Source organism: Neptunicoccus cionae (assembly GCF_002860325.1).
GTDB lineage: Bacteria > Pseudomonadota > Alphaproteobacteria > Rhodobacterales > Rhodobacteraceae > Amylibacter > Amylibacter lutimaris.
Genome location: NZ_PKOJ01000009.1, coordinates 47,124 through 63,970 on the forward strand (window position 1 = coordinate 47,124; position 16,847 = coordinate 63,970).

11 protein-coding genes are annotated in these 16,847 nt (G+C 59.0%); 6 read left to right on the top strand and 5 right to left on the bottom strand.

The window, feature by feature from the left end; all coding sequences use genetic code 11:
• Positions 1-6 precede the first annotated feature (6 nt).
• The 4 genes from C0U40_RS17955 (at position 7) to C0U40_RS17970 (ending at position 5,549) form a co-directional block, all read left to right on the top strand.
• Positions 7-1,086 carry a type IV secretion system protein gene (locus C0U40_RS17955; RefSeq protein WP_101657189.1) on the top strand — a complete coding sequence of 360 codons (1,080 nt, stop codon included), beginning with the start codon at positions 7-9 and terminating at the stop codon, positions 1,084-1,086.
• Between the two features lie 222 nt (positions 1,087-1,308).
• Entirely contained in the window at positions 1,309-2,481 is a 1,173-nt protein-coding gene (locus C0U40_RS17960; RefSeq protein WP_101657190.1) for a metallohydrolase, read from the top strand.
• Positions 2,482-2,490: 9 nt separating this feature from the next.
• On the top strand, positions 2,491-4,809 hold the full coding sequence (locus C0U40_RS17965; RefSeq protein WP_101657191.1) for a ThiF family adenylyltransferase: 2,319 nt from the start codon (positions 2,491-2,493) through the stop codon (positions 4,807-4,809).
• A 23-nt stretch (positions 4,810-4,832) separates the two neighbouring features.
• Positions 4,833-5,549: a hypothetical protein gene (locus C0U40_RS17970; RefSeq protein WP_145991957.1), complete on the top strand. Its 717-nt coding sequence runs from the start codon at positions 4,833-4,835 to the stop codon at positions 5,547-5,549.
• A gap of 61 nt (positions 5,550-5,610) precedes the next feature.
• Here C0U40_RS17970 and C0U40_RS17975 read toward each other — a convergent pair whose 3' ends face one another.
• The 5 genes from C0U40_RS17975 to C0U40_RS17995 form a co-directional block, all read right to left on the bottom strand.
• On the bottom strand, positions 5,611-7,611 hold the full coding sequence (locus C0U40_RS17975) for a type IV secretory system conjugative DNA transfer family protein (protein WP_101657193.1): 2,001 nt from the start codon (positions 7,609-7,611) through the stop codon (positions 5,611-5,613).
• An 8-nt stretch (positions 7,612-7,619) separates the two neighbouring features.
• Positions 7,620-9,953 (bottom strand): relaxase/mobilization nuclease domain-containing protein, encoded by a 2,334-nt coding sequence (locus C0U40_RS17980; protein ID WP_101657194.1) that lies wholly within the window; start codon positions 9,951-9,953, stop codon positions 7,620-7,622.
• A complete protein-coding gene (locus C0U40_RS17985) occupies positions 9,940-10,521 on the bottom strand; it encodes a helix-turn-helix domain-containing protein (protein ID WP_101657195.1) in 582 nt (193 codons plus the stop codon). The genes C0U40_RS17980 and C0U40_RS17985 overlap by 14 nt, the downstream gene beginning before the upstream one ends.
• A gap of 514 nt (positions 10,522-11,035) precedes the next feature.
• A complete protein-coding gene (locus tag C0U40_RS17990; protein WP_007120662.1) occupies positions 11,036-11,242 on the bottom strand; it encodes a hypothetical protein in 207 nt (68 codons plus the stop codon).
• Between the two features lie 536 nt (positions 11,243-11,778).
• On the bottom strand, positions 11,779-12,708 hold the full coding sequence (locus C0U40_RS17995; RefSeq protein WP_101657196.1) for a DUF2493 domain-containing protein: 930 nt from the start codon (positions 12,706-12,708) through the stop codon (positions 11,779-11,781).
• Between the two features lie 681 nt (positions 12,709-13,389).
• Between C0U40_RS17995 and C0U40_RS18000 the strand changes: the two genes are divergently transcribed.
• Entirely contained in the window at positions 13,390-14,472 is a 1,083-nt protein-coding gene (locus C0U40_RS18000; RefSeq protein ID WP_101657197.1) for an AAA family ATPase, read from the top strand.
• Between the two features lie 31 nt (positions 14,473-14,503).
• A complete protein-coding gene (locus C0U40_RS18005; RefSeq protein ID WP_286135094.1) occupies positions 14,504-16,843 on the top strand; it encodes a S8 family peptidase in 2,340 nt (779 codons plus the stop codon).
• Positions 16,844-16,847 lie beyond the last annotated feature (4 nt).

Below are 16,847 nucleotides of genomic sequence, written 5' to 3' on the forward strand. Positions count from 1 at the left end.
GGTTCCATGAGTGTCGTCACCTACTTCGTGGAAACGGCTGAAGGCTATCTCAATACCGCTGCCGAGACGCAGTTCGGTGCGGTCGCTGCAACAGTCGGAACGATGCTCGTACTCGGCACCACACTCGTTGTCATTCTGGTTTTCATCAACACGATCTACCAGTATCGCGCCATGGACGGGCGCACGGCCTTCTGGCTCGCCGTGAAAGTCGGGCTGATAGGCGCATTTGCAACCAACTGGGTGCAGTTCAACATCCTTGCTGCGGCGATCCTGAACGGGATCGACAGCATTGCCGGGTCGCTCGTGGCCTCAGTCGGCGGCGGTTCACCCGGCCCATCCGGCACCTTCGCAGAGGAGTTCGATGACCTGATCGCGGCGCTCGGGGACTATTTGAATGCCGCGGGCTCTGAACTGAACTGGATGGCCGGTGCCCTGTTGGACACCCTTGGGGTTTTGCTGCTCTCAATCCTCGGTGGCTTGGCGGCGTTCATCGTCGTTGCGTCCAGGCTCATGATCGCTCTGCTGATCGGGATTGCTCCGGTCATGATCTTCCTGACCCTTTTTGAGGTGACCAAGGACTATTTCGCGCGCTGGCTTTCGGCGCTGATTTCCTTTGCGATGTACCCCATCGTCGTTGCCGGCGTATTTGCGACCATCACTGGTGTCTCGCGTGCGCTTCTTGCTGAGTTGGGCGACCCGGAAGGCGCCTCCAACATCGGCGCGCTCATTCCGTTCTTCATGATGGTGCTGATGGCAAAGGGATTCATCATAGCAACGCCATTCCTGGTTCGGGCGATTTCTGGAAACATCATGATGCCAGCGCTCTCAGCTGGATTCGGCGGTAGCTATGCTTTTGCCCGAGGGCTTGCAGGCGGCCAACAGGTCTACAACCGCTACGCCATCGGAGGTGCGACTGGAGCGGAATATGCAGCTCTACGCGCGCGACAATTTTTTGGTGTGCAAGCGTTGCCAAGCCGACCCAATACTGCTGGTGGGCCAACCGTAGCTCCATCCGGTGATACGACTGGAACAGGAGCCCGGATGCTGGCACAGCTTTCAAGGTTGGGACGCCTTGGCAAGCGGTGATGGCCCAAAACGAAGTGGACATCTGCGCATCCCATCAACGCAGCGGCGCAGGTTTTTAAAGCAGACCTTAGCCAGTACTAGAATTTTGGCGATGCCTATTGCGGGACACAACATGTTGTTGAAAGGTTATCCTCGATCAACTATGTTGAGAACAAAGCGTAAACTTGTTCGATTCGGTGGGAGGCGCGTCACTCAGGTTTTCCAAGCTAAGGAGCAGTACTGATGAGCGTCGAAACTTCGCATTTCAAAGTCGCCAATGGTGACATGAGCCTAATCAAAACACAGAGTGGCCGTTATATTCTCGTAGACATAAATATTAGTGCCTCTGCTGATTACAAAGATGAGGATGTGCCTGATGTTGGAGCACAGCTTCGCAAAGCGCTTGACCGTGACAGCGACGGACGTCTGTTTATCGATGCATTCTTGCTGACGCATCCGGACATGGATCACTGCTCTGGACTGCAGAACCATTTTCATCTCGGCAAAATTGAGGATTGGTCGCCCGAAGACGACAAGATCATAATTCGCGAAATGTGGTCTTCCCCAATTGTTTTTAGACGTGCCAGCAGTACCAACAAGCTTTGCGCTGACGCAAAGGCTTGGGCGACAGAAGCGCGCCGGCGCGTTGAAATGTTCCGCCAGGACAAAGATATCGAAGACGGAAGCAGAATTTTGATCCTGAGCGAGGATGCGGACGGCAAGACGGATGATTTGGCCGACATTCTGATCAAAACGGGCGAGGCATTTTCCGAGATTTGCGGCGTAGCAGATGACAGTTTCAAGGCGGTCTTGTTGGCTCCGCTGCCGGTCACGGACGATGAAGACGAAGAAGAGTTGCTCAGCAAGAATAACTCTAGTGTCATCACTCAGTTTACGCTTGCGAAAGATGATACCGAAAACGCCGCCCAGTACCTGTTTGGTGGTGACGCCGAAGTGGCGATTTGGGAGAAAATTTGGGCAGAGTATTCTGAAGCTCCCGAGGTTCTTGCATATGATGTCTTGATCGCGCCCCATCATTGTTCCTGGCGGTCACTGTCGCACGACAGCTGGTCCAAAAAGGGAAAAGATGCGGTAGTTTCTGAAGATGCCCGATCAGCTCTTTCGCAAGCAAACGGCGGTGCAATAATCCTGGCCAGCAGTAAGAGTGTTGTAGACGACGACAACGATCCGCCCTGTATCCGCGCAAAGGAAGAATATGAAGCCATTCTGAGCGAAGCGGAAATCAATGGGGAGTTCCTGTGTTTAGAGGACGAAAAAGGTGACAAGCCGCTAAAGATGGAAATCACCGAACATGGTCCAAAAGTCGCGTCCCTGAAAATGGCAGCCGCTATCTCTTCATCGTCCGCTCTTGGAGTCGAGGCTCATGCTCATGGTTGTGGCTCAGACTTGGCATGAGTCAGCTGCATGGTAACCGTCGATGATCTTCTAGCCGTTCCCGTAGCCATTGCCCGTGCAATTCGCACACTGGACAAGCACCCTCAAGTAATCGGCATAGCCATTGCGTCGCGGGCTGATGACGATTGTCCGGTGGATGTGACTCTACAAATCAAATCGGAACTTCCATCTCGGTTTCGAGGCGAAAGCCCGTCGGGAGTACGACGTGTCGAGCCCGTCAAACTATCGTTTCCTGTCTCCTTCCCTCTGTTTGCACCGCGCCCGAGTTTACGGGACGACTTTGACCGGTCCCATCCTCACTTACAGCCAAGTGCAGCCGGTTCAGCGCCCGAACCGTGCCTCGTTTTCGGATCTCCACGTGAGTTAATTCAGTCCGGGGGCGGTATTCTTGCGCTTCTCCAGCAACTTCTGGACTGGCTCGATCGAGCAGCGATGCTGAAACTGAATGATCCAAAACATGGTTGGGAATTTGTTCGGCGTGACCACTTGAACGACCTTATTGTTGGAGATGCCTCGCAGATCCGGAGTGTAGTTAAACGTAGGTCCGGCGGGACTTGGCACCGTACGTGGGTTCTTGCGCAGATGGGTCAGTCCGACCCCTACTATCGAATCTGTCTAAAGGGCAATGAGCAGGTCAAAATTGATGAAAAGACACTGAAATCCCTTGGACAGGTCCCGAAAGGTGACAACGAATGGACGGGGTTTAGCCTCGGACTGATTGTCTGGCCCGGCAAGCATCCAAACGGAAAGCCAATCATCTGTGACCGCTATCTTCCAGAGACAGTAGGCAACGTTGCAGAGTTATACGAACGCGCTGAACTCTACGGCTGCGGCAAGATGCTGGCAGAGAGGATGAAGTGGCTGCGTTCGAAGCTCAACGGTTATACCATCAAAAAGGCGTTGCCAGTCACAGTGATATTGATCGCCCGCCGACCGTTCAATCTCATTGGCCAAGCCTCACCTCTTGAAATCTGCCCATATGTGATCGAATTCCAATCTGTGGATGATCTCAAGCCGACATCAAGTGCGATTGTCCGTTTGGCGGGCCACAGAGATTCGATCTCGATCGATGTCTTAAGAAGAACCTCGCATGGTGATCCCAGCTCGCAATGGCTTTCATGGTCCATGCTAGGTTGTGGAAGCTTAGGTTCGAAAATTGCGATGCATCTCGCGCGGTCCGGCCGTGCCCCGATATCGGTCGTAGACAACGACACCATGGAACCGCACAATTACGCGCGACATTCCTGCTTGCCGTATTCTGCTGATTTGGATTCGATGTTCTACTCTTCCAAAGCTGGGGAATTTGCGCATGACGTCAGCAAACTTGCGCAGGAGACGGATGGGTATCGGATTGATGCCAACACTGTGCTGCGCACCAAAGAGCTTCGCAGAAAACTGAAGCTCGAAAAATCCAAAGCAATATTGAACACTACCGCCTCTGCGGTTTTGCGGGAAACCCTGAGCTATACAGATTGGGCGAAGGGCAAGACACCACGGGTGATGGAAGCAAGCCTAATGGGTGATAGTGACATTGGTTTCTTCTCGGTGTCAGGCCAGAGAGCCAACCCCAGTAGCAGCGACCTGATGACCGAGTTTTATCACCACTTACGGAGCGACGACGCACTCCGATCTAAAGTGATGGGCCAAAGCGCTGACGAGATCATCATTGGTCAAGGATGCTCGAGCTTCTCGATGATTGCCTCAGACACTCGGCTTTCTATGATGGCGGCTCCGCTCGCGAAGCTGACAAGCGACGTGCTTTCCGGGAGGTATATAGATGAAAGTGGGCAATTCAACATTGGGCACCTGCAGGCCGATGGTCTTTCCCAGAATTGGGAAAGCCATAACGTTGAACCCTATACCATCGTAAAAGGACCCAAGATGGGCGCGCTTGAAACGCGGCTTGCCCGCCGGGTTACGATAGAAATTGACGCTGAAATTGCGCGCAAGCCGGGATCTGAAACCGGCGGTGTTTTGGTCGGGCGCTTCTCGGCCATCGGTAACGTCTTTCAAGTCGTAGATACGATTCCAGCTCCGCCCGATAGCAGATTTTCTAAAACGGAGTTTGTTCTGGGTACCGAAGGTTTGAGTGATCAGCTCGCACAATTATCCAAGTCTTCGGGAAACACTCTCTACGCGCTAGGAACGTGGCACAATCACCTTGCGTCCACTGGTCCCTCTGCAACTGATTTCAGTACAGCGGCCAAGCTTGCAATTGGACAGCTGTTTCCCGTTCTGATGATTATCCGAACCCCAACTGGGTACCGTCAGCTTATCGCAGAGGCGGTGGGCTTGTCCTCCGAACTCGGAGGAGACGAAAATGCCTAATTTTCATCGAAGAGTTCATGCAGATGGATAAGATGTTCGGTATGGACCGCTACGATAGGACTGCCCGTCTCAATCCGGCGCTTTTGACGCTGTTGCCCGCGCTCCTTTTTGTCTTTGTTTGGTTTCCAGCTGTTTGGACCCAATTGGGTGCCATAGCTGCATTTGTCGTCACTTGCGGGGTCCTGTTCGCGTTGACCCGGTTGGCGCGAAAGTCTGGTCAAAATGTTGAGCGCAAAATGGGCAGCCGAGTTGGACGTCTGCATACTGCGTCTTTGCTTTCCCTTTCCGATGATCGTTTACCCAAGAACATGAAGACGAGGTGTCGCTCATACATTGAGAAACATAGCAAGATTATCTTGCCGAGTTTAGTTGATGAGACCCAGGACCCAAAGACCGCTCAGGATGAACGCTTACTAGCAGTACGTTGGTTGCTTGAGCACACCCGCCCGCAATCAGAAGCAAGCCTTTTGTTGAATGAGAACATTGCGTATGGGTTCGCGCGCAATTTGCTCGGGTTGAAACCATTGGGCATTGCAATCACCACCACGGTGACTCTTGGAAGTGCATATTTCTTGTATGATCTCGAGATCGGGTCGACTGCGTTCGTTCTCGGGGCACTGCTTTGCGGAGCCGCAATAATTGGACTCATGATGTGGGTATTCTTGGTGACGAAGAGCTCGGTAGAACACGCGTCTCAGGTCTATGCCGAAAAAATTCTGTCGCTGTGCTTAGAACACTGAGCGAATGCGACACGTCAGACCTAAATATGCGGCAGCAAACTTCCTGAACGCGCCCGCCATCCTATCGAGCAACTAGCTTTTGCCTGCTGTCCTGACGCAGCAACGCTTCCATGTCGTCCAAGCCATCGACAGCTGAGCGCAACTGCGCCTCATCGCCTTCGCCCGCTGCCTCAGCATCCGCGACACGGACAGCAAAATCCATTTCCATCTGTCGCTGCTCCTCGGCGATAACGGCTTGAACGACAGGCGCGGTCTTCTTTGGAGCGGCGTCGGCTTGGCCTGACGGTTGACCATCGCCAGCCTGGCTCGCCCTCTCCACATCGGCTCCTGTTCCCCCTGGCCCATCCGACGGCGGCGTCATCGGCATGGCGCGCACATTCAGCGGCAGCGTGCCTTGCGATCCCCCTCCCCCCGGCTCTGGAAACGGCAATTCACCCGTCTGCGCCGCATGGATCGCCTTAAAGAGCCGGTCGTCAAAATACTGGATCCGCTTTGCACGGACCGGCATCTGGGCATCGATAACCATGACGATTTCATCGAGCGGTAGGCGGCGCGCCTCGTCTTCAGGGAGCAAGGAGCTTTCTTCAGTCCGCGTGGATTGGCTGCGTCCTTCAAAGGGGTTCTTCCCGATGGACTGGGAGCGCGTGATGACGGTCTTCGTGGTCTTGCCAACCGCTTTGCTCAGCTCTTCGACGGTTTTTTCGTCCGAGGGCGTGAGATAGAGTTTCACGCCGGCATTGCCCTGCAGCGCACGGCGGGTGTTTTCGCCATAGATTTCATCGAGGGCGGGGATGGTTTGTGTCACGACGGCCAGGTGGCCGCGATAGGTCCGCAGGGTCTCGATGCTCTCGACCACGATGGGCATATTGCCGAGACGGTTGAACTCGTCGAGCATGATCATCACTGGCCACGGCTCGTCTGGCCCGGGATCCTTTTCCTGCATGGCCGAGAGCAGGTCGGAGAAAAACAGCCGGATCAGCGGCGCGAGCGGCTTCACCATCAGCGGCTGGACCACGAGATAGACCGAAAAGGGCTTCTTGCGGATCGTCCGGAAATCAAAGTCCGACACCGCCGTCGCCTCATCGATGGCTGGGTTCTGCCATTGGTCGAGCCCCGAGGTCATCAGGAGCGAGACGTAAGAGGTCAGCGTATCGTTGTTGGTCGAGGCCAGCCGGGTGAAGATCAGCTTGGCGGCCCTGTTGTCGACCTCATGGCCGCGCGCGAAATACTCCTTCTGCTTGTTCCCGCCCGAGGCCGCGATGCGGTAGATCTCGCCCAAGGCCGGGCGCTTGCGCTGGAAGGCTAGCAGCCCTGCCGCCACGAAGAGATCGATCCCGCCTTTGAGGAGGCCCTGCACCCGGTCGTTGTCGCTCTGCAGGAACAGCCTCGCCAGGAGCTGCAGTTCCATCTGTTGGCGCGCGGGATCTTTCAGTTGATAGATGCGCAGGAGCGGGTTGTAACGATGCGTGCGCTTGCCCTCCCAATCGGTGGGGGCAAAGCGATAGACCTTGTCACCTTGGGCTGCGCGATGCCGGGCCGTGGCCTCGAAACACTCGCCCTTCACATCGAGCGTCACGGCGGAGCCCTGCCAGGTCAGCAGGTTCGGAATGACGAAGCCCGTGGTCTTGCCGCGGCCGGTGGGCGCCACGATCAGCGCATGGGGGAAGACCTTAGAGCAGATGTAGTTGGCGCGGGAGCCCGGCGTCCCCAGCTTGCCGAGGATGAACCCGGTCCCGGGCGCCCCGAAGAACCCATTGGCCTTCATCTCGCGCGCACTTTGCCAATGGGTCTGGCCAAAGCGTGTGAGGGCCGATCCCGATAGGGCGAGGCTCAGCATCAGGCCGGCGGCGGCGAAACTGCCGATGATCAGGTGAATAAGTTGCGCGTCCTCCGGGCGGCGGTCCAGGATCGCCGGATAGTTCTGCGCGATATAGGCAAAGTCGATCTCGGCCCCGAAGCCGAGATCCTGGTAGGTCAGCACCGCCGAGGCGATCGTATAGCCCATGGCCCCGGTCACCAGCGTTACCAGCAAGACCCCTGTCGCGATCCGCGCTTTTCCCATGGAGGCGCTCAATGGACCTGACCCCGCTCGGTCTCGCCATCCAAGTCTGTCGCGCGGTGTTTTTCATATTCGGCGTCGGAGAGATCATCGACCACCTGGCGCAAGGCCTCCGTGTTGGCCGTCGCGGCATCGGATTGCAGGTAGACCTTGGCTACATAGAGCCGGTCGAGGCGGTCCTCGAGAACCTTTTCCAGCGCATCGGCATCGCCGGATGTAAGCCGGCCCAATTGGCGGTCATCCAGCACCCGCGAGATCTCGTCCCGGAAGGCGTCCCGCTCCGCCTCGGTCTCGAAGGGCGCGGACAACTCCCCCGCCCGCTCATGGTCCAAAACAAGTGCAATCTCATCTGCGAGGCGGTCGGCACGCTCAGACCGCGCCGCCGTTTCATCGCGGGTCGCGAGAACTTCGTCGCGCGTGCCAGACCCGAGCCCCTCGCGCATCTCGTTTTCGCGGCGGACCTGATTGATGACCTCCGTGTCCCGGATCTGGACGACGGCCGCATAGGTCGCGCCAAGCCCGCGGGCGAGGTGGGACGGCATGTCCGGATAGCGCGCGCGCAAGTCATCCGTGACAGCATCTGCAACGGGCGTGCGGAGGTCGCGTCCCTCCATGATGCGGTCGACCTCGCGGGTGATCTCGCTGGCGCGGGCCGCATCGGCGATGGTCTCCCTGTAGGGCTCAGACCGGTCGATCACATCGCCAGGGCGTGCAAGCAGCTCCTGGTGTGCCTCGAGATACGCGCGCTGCTCGGTCTCGATCCGGCGCTCTGCCCGCGAGACAACCTCCCAATCCCGGTCCTCGATCTGCTGCGCGGTCAGGCCGTCTGCGCGCATCTCCTGACGGATTGTCCCTTCCATCGCCCGCACCGCGCCCTCATGATAATGGAACTGCTCGCTGACCGGTTCCGCTTCCATGACACCATCCCGGCGTAGCACGTTCTCCCGTTCCAGCAGCGTCCCAAGTTCCACATGCACATCGTTGAGAATGTTGCGCGCCTGTTCCAGATCGGCGCGGCGTTCAAGGTTCAGATCCCGCGCCTCGGCCACTTTGGAGAGATCATTGGCGATCCATTGATGCTCGAGCGCTGCATTTGAGGCGCCCGTCTCGATCCGGGCCACCACTTCCGATGTGCTGATCCCGGTGCCCCGTAGTGCGACGTCAATGCGCGATCTCAGGTCGGACTCGGCCAGTCGCTCGCGCTGGCTGGCGTCAATATTGGCCTCGGAATAGATCCCGCCCTCCGAGGGGGTCTCTGACAGCGTGGATGATCGCAATCCGAGAGGCTGCATGTGCTGGACCTGCGTCTGGATCTCGATGAGACGTTTTTCCAGCACGGGACGTTCCGCGTCAGACTTCTCGGCGATCATACCCTGCACCCGCGTGAGCTTCTCGGCATAGAGGCTTCTCAGATTCTCAAAGCTTTGATCCTCGGCCATATACACATCTCCTGTTCGATCCACCTGCCCGCCATGCGCCAGCACCTCGCCCGCGCGAAAAAGTGCTGCGGCGATATCCTCGCGGGCCTCCCGGGAGGCTTCCGCGGCAAGCGAATGGTAGACGGTTCTGGTGTTGGCGATCTCCGCCAGCGTCCGGGCTAGGTCGGTCCCAACGCGTTCCCGCTCGCGGGGCGCGCGGCCCTCGTCTATCGCGGCGTAAACCTCGCTGGTGCGGGCTGGGTAATGCACGACGCCGCGATCCACCCGCCGTGTGGCTTCCAGGCGCACACCGTACTTCTCGGCCTCCTCGACCATGGCGAGGCGGAAGTCGTCATAGTTGAAGCGATGGTTGCGCCCCAGAAAGAAGAACTCGCCTTCCTGCGAGCGACGGTTCAGCACCAGATGCGCATGCGGGTGATCGCGGTCCTCATGCACCGCGATGATGTAGTCGAAATGCCCCGCATCGGTCTGGAAGAACCGCTCGGCCACATCCGTCGCAATGTCGCGCACATCCTCGCCGCGCGTGCCGATGGGGAAGGACATGAGCATGTGGGTGGTCTGTCCGAGCTTGGGCTTGAAGCCCGCATCCCACCGCTTGGCAAAGCGCTCGGTGAGGTCCTTGATGTCGCCCGCCTCGAGCTTCGCCTTCCCATCCAGGAACCCGCTACTGTCGACGATATGGGTGGACTTGGTGGTGAGGTAATCGAGCTGGTTTGCGAGCTGCGATTTCGTATGTGTACCCCCGCCCCGGATCGCCTTGAAGACCGCAGGCCGATGCCCTGCTGCCGCGCGGGTAAGCTGGGTCTGCTTGGCCACGTGCAGACCGTGCATCGAGCCCCGGACGCGGCTCCAGCCATCCCGGAAGACCTCGCCCGTGACGGAATGGACGGCATCATTCAGCCGCATGGGCAAACTCCCTCAGCGCGGCAGTGGCCTGCAGTTGCATCCCATCGCGACGGCGGCGCAGGAGCAGATCGATCTCGTCAGCAGAATCCAGGATGAACCGCGCCAGCCCGCGCATCTGCGCAAGGCGCAATTCGGTAAACTCCGGGCCAGCCCCCTGCCCCTGCCGGTTGGCCTGCGTCATCTGCTTGGCGATCTGCGCGACCCCATTACCGACCTCGTGCAGAGAGGCGCGGTAGCGCGCCATCTCTGCTGCCATCTGCGCGTCCGGAACGAACACCCCGCCTGCCGCCTGAATGAGCCGCCTGAGTCCCTCGGCACGGCTCTCGACCCCGGCCTCGGCCAGCACCTCGTCGAGCGCCGCAAGCTCCGCAGCCGTGACCTTCACACTGACTGCTGAGACTGGGATCGCGGCATCCGTCTGGCGCTCGGCATCGACTTTGAGCGTGTACTGGATCGCCCGCACCGACACGCCAAACCGTTCCGCCAGCACTGAAGTGGAAACGCCTTCCGCAGCTTCGCGAACGATCTCCATGCGCTCCGTATCGATGAGGCGTTTTGAGCGAGACATGCGAAGAAAGACCCCCTATTTCCTGCTACCTTCCACCAAGGCCGCCCCTACCTTACGAAAATATACCAAGCTGTCAATTATATACTTAAGTCGCATTCAGGCTCAGGAAGCCTTGGGTCCGCTTCCCCCGCGGCCCGCAGGGACGCGGCTCTGCCGCCCTCACCACCGGGCGACCCATCTGTCCTAGGGGTCCCGTCCGCCAGCCCCGCCCGAGGCTCTGGCCGAACACGCATGTGTTCGGACGGAAACGCGGGCGGGTGCAAACCCCACCGACAGGGCGGACAGGCAGGGTCAAGGAGGGCCAGATTTGGTCCCAAATCTCTGCCGCAAAAACCGGGAGGCCCTGGCCGATAGGTTTTTGTGGATGGCCCCCTTGAGGCTGACTGGCCGGTCTGTCGCGGCCTGATCATTCCGGGCGGAGTGCGTCCGTTGAACGCGCAGAGACCGGCATCCCTGGAACAGGGATCGGGCCGCCCCAAGATCGTGCTGGGGCGGCCCATTCTCGTGAGAGGATTTAGTCCTGGGGATCTTTCGCGCTCGGTGGAAACATCACCAGCTCCGAGACCGCGACGGGAAAGTCGAGCTTGAGGCTGAAGAACTCCGAGCCGTCCCCGTTGCGGGTGTTGCGGAACATCGCACCCACGCGCTGAAAACGGGTGCGCTCCTGGCCATCGGTGTCGGTGAACTTGACGGGGACGGTGGCGACGTAGTGGTTGGTCATTTGGGTTACTCCTTGTTGCGATGGGGATCGCCCGGCACGGGGGCAAGAGGCTCGGTCGCAAGCGCAAATGCGGAGGGTCCGCGGCCAGCCGTGGAAGCCGTATTTGTGCTTGCCGAAGCGAAGCGGAGGGCACGATTGGGCCGCCCCCGTGCGATCCACATCTATGAGCAAAAAGGAGAGACCCGGATGGCCCTTGCCATCACGCCGACACCACCATCCGCGTTCGCGTCCTGCCGATCCTGGCCGGGGTGTTTCGGAGCCCGCCCGCGTACGCGCGATGTTCCGAAACACCACCCGAGGGACGCGCAAGTCTTCAGCCTCATTTGCGACGTCTCGATCTCTCGCGTCTTGTGCTGCTAAGGATGTGCGTGAGGTGCGCACCATCCCGAGCCCATACCGATGCGGATGGACCGCACTCTGACGGACCGGGTAGAGGGATAACGGTACTGGACGCCGCAGACTGCCGATCACGCGTGACCGATCGCACGCACCATGAGACATAACGAAAGGGCCGCGCCAAGCGCGACCCCCTCTCTTCAATCCTGCGACGCCTTCTTCGCCGGGTCCGCAACCCGCATGACCGTCAGACCTTTCGCTTCCGCCTTCTGCCCGAGGTTCAGCGCGACCCCGTTGCCGCCGAAGAGTACAACCCCCGTCGCCGCGAACTTGTCGTCCAGCATTTCATCGTTGCACTTGAACGGCGCTGCCCGCCCATGCGCGGACCAGCGCGGATCGAAGCGCGCCTGTGCTATCCCGCGTGCCCGGGCCCACCGAGCCGCAATCATCTCCGCCCCGTGCTTGCCACCCTTGTGGCAGAGGAAGATCTCCTGATTGCGGTTCTGTTTGATCCGTTCGCGAACCTTGTCGAGCGTGTTGAAGATCACATCGACATCGGTCCAGTCGGTGGCGCCCGAGACGATCAGGGGCACCCCCTCGACTTTCGACTTCTCGGCGGTTTCACGGTCGTGCTGCTCCAGGAGCTGCCGTGCCTCGAAGATCGCCCCGGTCTCCTGCGCCCGGACGCTTGCGCGCGACCCGGCTGCCGGGATGAAGGCGTGGCCCGTTTCGATCTCGTAGCATTCCGCCGCAGCCTCGCTCATCACCTCGATGGCGCCGACAATCTCGCGCAGCTGCACAAAGCGCGCCTGCGCCTCTTCGAGCGCGGTCTCAGCGATCTCCGATCCGTCGTGGGATTTTGCCAGCGCGCCGATCTTGTCGGCGGTGCGGTCGACCTCCTTGCCGAGTGCCACCTTGCGGCGCTGCAGGATCGTCGCGAGCCCATGGGCCAGCGGTTCGATTTCGGCTTCAAGCCCGGTCCCGCGCAGCTGCCCGAGCAAAGCCTCGAAGCTTTCGCGGATGATGCGGTCGGTCAGGATGTGATCTTCCGGGATCGGCAGCTGCGCGTCCTTCTCGGTCAGTCCGAAAAGTTCGATCGTCTCGTAGGTGTTTGCGGTGTCGTAAGCCATGTCTGGTCTCCAGTGTTCGGTTCCTAGGCCACCACGTGAGTGTGGGGGCATGGCCGAATGCCTGGTTTCCGAATCTGCCCGGGTCAGGGACGGCGCAGCCGCCGGCTTGCCGGGCGCAAAAGTTTTCCGAGCGCGACACCCGAGACACGCGCACCCTCACGCACGGGACCGCCCCGCACCACTGGCGCCGCCCTCGCCAAAAAGTTTTGCGATCCTTGACGCGGGCTGATTTGGGGGCCATCCGGAGGATATGCTTCCGCACTCATGTGTGTGTTTTGACGGTAGGTTTACCCGACCCGAGCAGGCAAACGGCCCGACCGGACGCGGGAGACGGATGGAGCGGGGGAATCGTTTTGCCCCGCAAAACAGACCAGAGCGCAATCCGGCGGAGCGGCCGGGGAGGGACGTGCTCGCGAGGCGGGCAAACCGGGGGCCTGGGTGCGACGCCGCGGTGAGGCCGCAAGGCCGAATGCGCGACGGACCGAAGGGCCGTTCTCCCCTGCGACACGCGAAGCCGAGCTGGGGAGGCCGCAAGGCTGGGACTCAGGTCGATGGTCGAGTGCACAAAACCGACACACTCCGCATGCAAACCGTGCAAATTGTCTGGTCTATTAAAGGGTTCGGATGTAGACAAGATCCTATCAACGCTGAAAATGATCATTCAGAAAGAGCAGTCCGACCTTGGCTTCCGCCCAACAACTCATCGGTCTCGTTAAGAGCCACGCAGAAGGGGACGCTGATCGTTTTTACGATCTGGCGATGCAACTCTCGGCGGCCGAAGAACAGAAGGGACACACTCGGCTGGCTGAACAGTTGCGGCAGTGGGCTGAAGCGGGGCAAAAACCGCCAGCAAAGCGAACCCCTGCAGTCACCCCTATCGCAATGCCTCGCGGCGATCTTGCAGAGTTTCTTGCCGCGTCTTATCCGACGGAGCGAACCATCGATGTAATCTTACCGGATAGGATTGGAAGTGAACTGTCGCATCTCGTTTTCGAGACGCGCATGCGCGAAAAGCTCGAGGCAAAAGGCCTGAAGCCACGGAGGCGTGTTCTCCTCTCAGGTCCTCCCGGTACCGGCAAGACACTGAGTGCGTCGGCACTGGCCGGGGAGCTGCAGTACCCCTTATTTTCGGTCATGCTCCACGGGCTGATCACCAAGTTCATGGGTGAAACAGCGCAGAAGCTGAAGATGATCTTCGATGCCATTAAGACGACGCGCGGTATTTATCTATTCGACGAAATCGACGCTTTGGCTGCCGCCCGGGGCGGTGAGAACGACGTCGGCGAAGCCCGGCGGGTTCTGAACTCATTCTTGCAGTTCTTAGATGAGGATACCGGGCCTTCGATCGTCATTGCCACCACAAACCTGCCGGGAATTCTTGACCGCGCGGTGCTGCGCCGCTTCGATCTTGTGTTGCCTTATGTCATGCCCGATGGCCCGGCCATTAGGCAAGCGCTCGAACGCCGTCTGATCGGTTTCTCGTTCAATCGAATAGGATGGAAGCGGGTGACGGATGTCGCCACTGGCCTCTCAACAGCCGATATTGTAGCGGCGGCGGAAGATGCCGCGAGACGTGCGGTTTTGAATGATACTGACAAGATTGCGACACAGGATTTACTTGACGCCCTCGAACGCCGACGGTCGCTCCAAGATTTAGGGACCAACGACAATGGCACGAGAGCTTCCACACTTTCACCTTCGCAATCTAGGACAGCCGCGCCCATTCCAGGCAAAGGGCGGGGGCGGGTCCAAAAGACCAAGTGATGTCCCCAATCGCGCTGCGCACGCCCAAGCATTGCTTCAGGCAATCGACGCGCTGCCGGATATTCCAGCAGCCGAACTTCCCGGCGTCTATCTGGAAGTCGCCTCCCGCATCGACGAGCGCCTGAAAAAGGACAGCTTGGACGCCAGCGGCCTGATGCTTCTTCGCATCGAAGATACTCCAGTTCCTGGTGGCGCCCAAGAGCGCGCGACGGTGTTTGCGACTGCCAAGGGTATCGAAAAGCTACGTATGAAGGTCGAGCAGTTTCGGACTGAAGACACGCCTGATCGCGAGAAAGATGGTGAAATTGTCCCGGGCCGTCCGAAGAACGCGGACCTGGTGCAAAGCGTTGCTGCCATCACGGAAGCGGGATTGCGTGCCCTATGGCGCAGCCCTCCAGGCAAGTTTCCCGCGGCGGATGTTGCGACCGTCTGGGAGGCTTGGCTCGAGCCCCAAATGACCGAGGCCTTCGTTGCAGCAGCGCCAAACTATGGTGTGACTGTGGGCGCGGATCGGCTGGAGTTTCCCGAAGATACAGTGGTGGTCGTCCAGGCCGATCGCAATCAGCTTGCCCAAGCCGTCCGGCGACTGGGTGGCGTACGCGCACTTGCCGCTCCGACCATCACAGCGGATTTCTTCGACGGCTTGCCGGTGGCCGAACAGGCGCAGTGGGTCGACGAGCTCGCGGGCCGTACGACCTACACTGACAATCCCGATCCTGGCTACGTTACGCTTTTGGATACCGGTGTCAGTCGCGCGCATCCTCTCATTCAGCCAGCGCTCAGCGTGGATGACCGACATGCCGCCAACCCGGCCTGGGGACTGGAGGATGTGAAGGGCCATGGCACAGAGATGGGAGGACTTGCGCTCTTTGGCGATCTGACGCTGAAACTGCACCAGGCGAACCCAGTTAAGGTCGTGAACCGTTTGGAATCCGTGAAGCTGCTGCCTGATGCAGGGATGAACCCGCATCATCTCCTTGGCGCGGTGACCAAGCAGGCTATCAATACAGTAGAACAGGTTGGCCACCGACGCCGTACATTTGCCATGACGACGACGACAGGTGAGGATACGCCGCACGACGGAGCTCCCACCTCCTGGTCAACGGAAGTCGATCAGCTTGCCGCCGGTGTATCAGGTGACATCAAACAACAGCGCTTGGTACTTGTTTCGGCAGGGAATACCGACAACTTCACCTTTGGTGCCGGAAACTACCTCGACCGATGCGATCACGAGGACAACGAAATCGAATCGCCGGCCCAGGCGTGGAATGTTTTGTCTGTCGGAGCTTTTACAGAGAAAACCGTACTGCCAGACGGAGAGCTGGCCCAAGCGCTTGCACCATTCGGCGACTTGTCGCCAGCTTCGAGAACTGCATCGTGGTCGTCCCACTGGCCGAACAAGCCGGATGTCGTCCTTGAGGGTGGAAACTGGGCGCTAAGTGCCATGCCTCCGCCAATGCGGCACGGATGGTTATCACTCCTTTCGACGCACCACAGTTATCCGGTCCGATCCTTCACATTCACCTTCGACACTAGCGCTGCGACAGCGCTTGCAGCGAAGGATGTAACGGAACTCTGGTCTGACTATCCGACGCTTTGGCCCGAGACAGTCCGTGGTCTCTATGTGTCTTCAGCGCGGTGGACGCAGCAGATGCGTGCACATCTGCCAGCCCAGCCAAACAAGGGTCATTACACGCCACTTTTTCAGCGCTATGGATATGGTGTGCCGGACATGGCCCGTGCCCGCCGCAGTGCGTCGAACGCGCTGACCCTCATCGTGGAAGATACGATTACGCCTTACGGGATTTCTGAAAAGACCGGCGGTGATGTCCACAACGAGATGAAGCTGTTCGCCCTTCCCTGGCCCGTTGAGGCTTTGCGCGCGCTCGGCAATGCCGATGTGACCTTACGGGTGGCACTCAGCAGCTTTATCGCTCCGAACCCGTCCGAGGCCTCGCGCGGCGTTCGATATCGCTACGCGTCCCACAATCTACGTTTCCAACTCAATCGCGCTGGCGAGAGCGAAGCCCAGTTCCTGGCTCGGATCAGCAAGGCGGCCGAACAGCCTGATGGTCCCGCTAGCTACGAAGATGATCTTTGGGACTACGGTAGCAATCGGCGTCATGTCGGATCGCTGCATATCGATCAACTGACATGCAAGGCGTCAGATCTAGCAAGGCGGAACTTGTTGGCCGTTCACCCAGTCACTGGATGGTGGAAATCGAAAAAGCTTCTCGCTGAAGGTTTGCCTTCTGTGCGCTATGCATTGATCGTGGAAATCGATGCGGAAGAGTCGGAGACCGAGCTCTATGCCGAGGTTCAAGTTGCTGTTGACGCCTTGATTGCCGCTCAAGCGGTTGTACAAGTCTGACTGT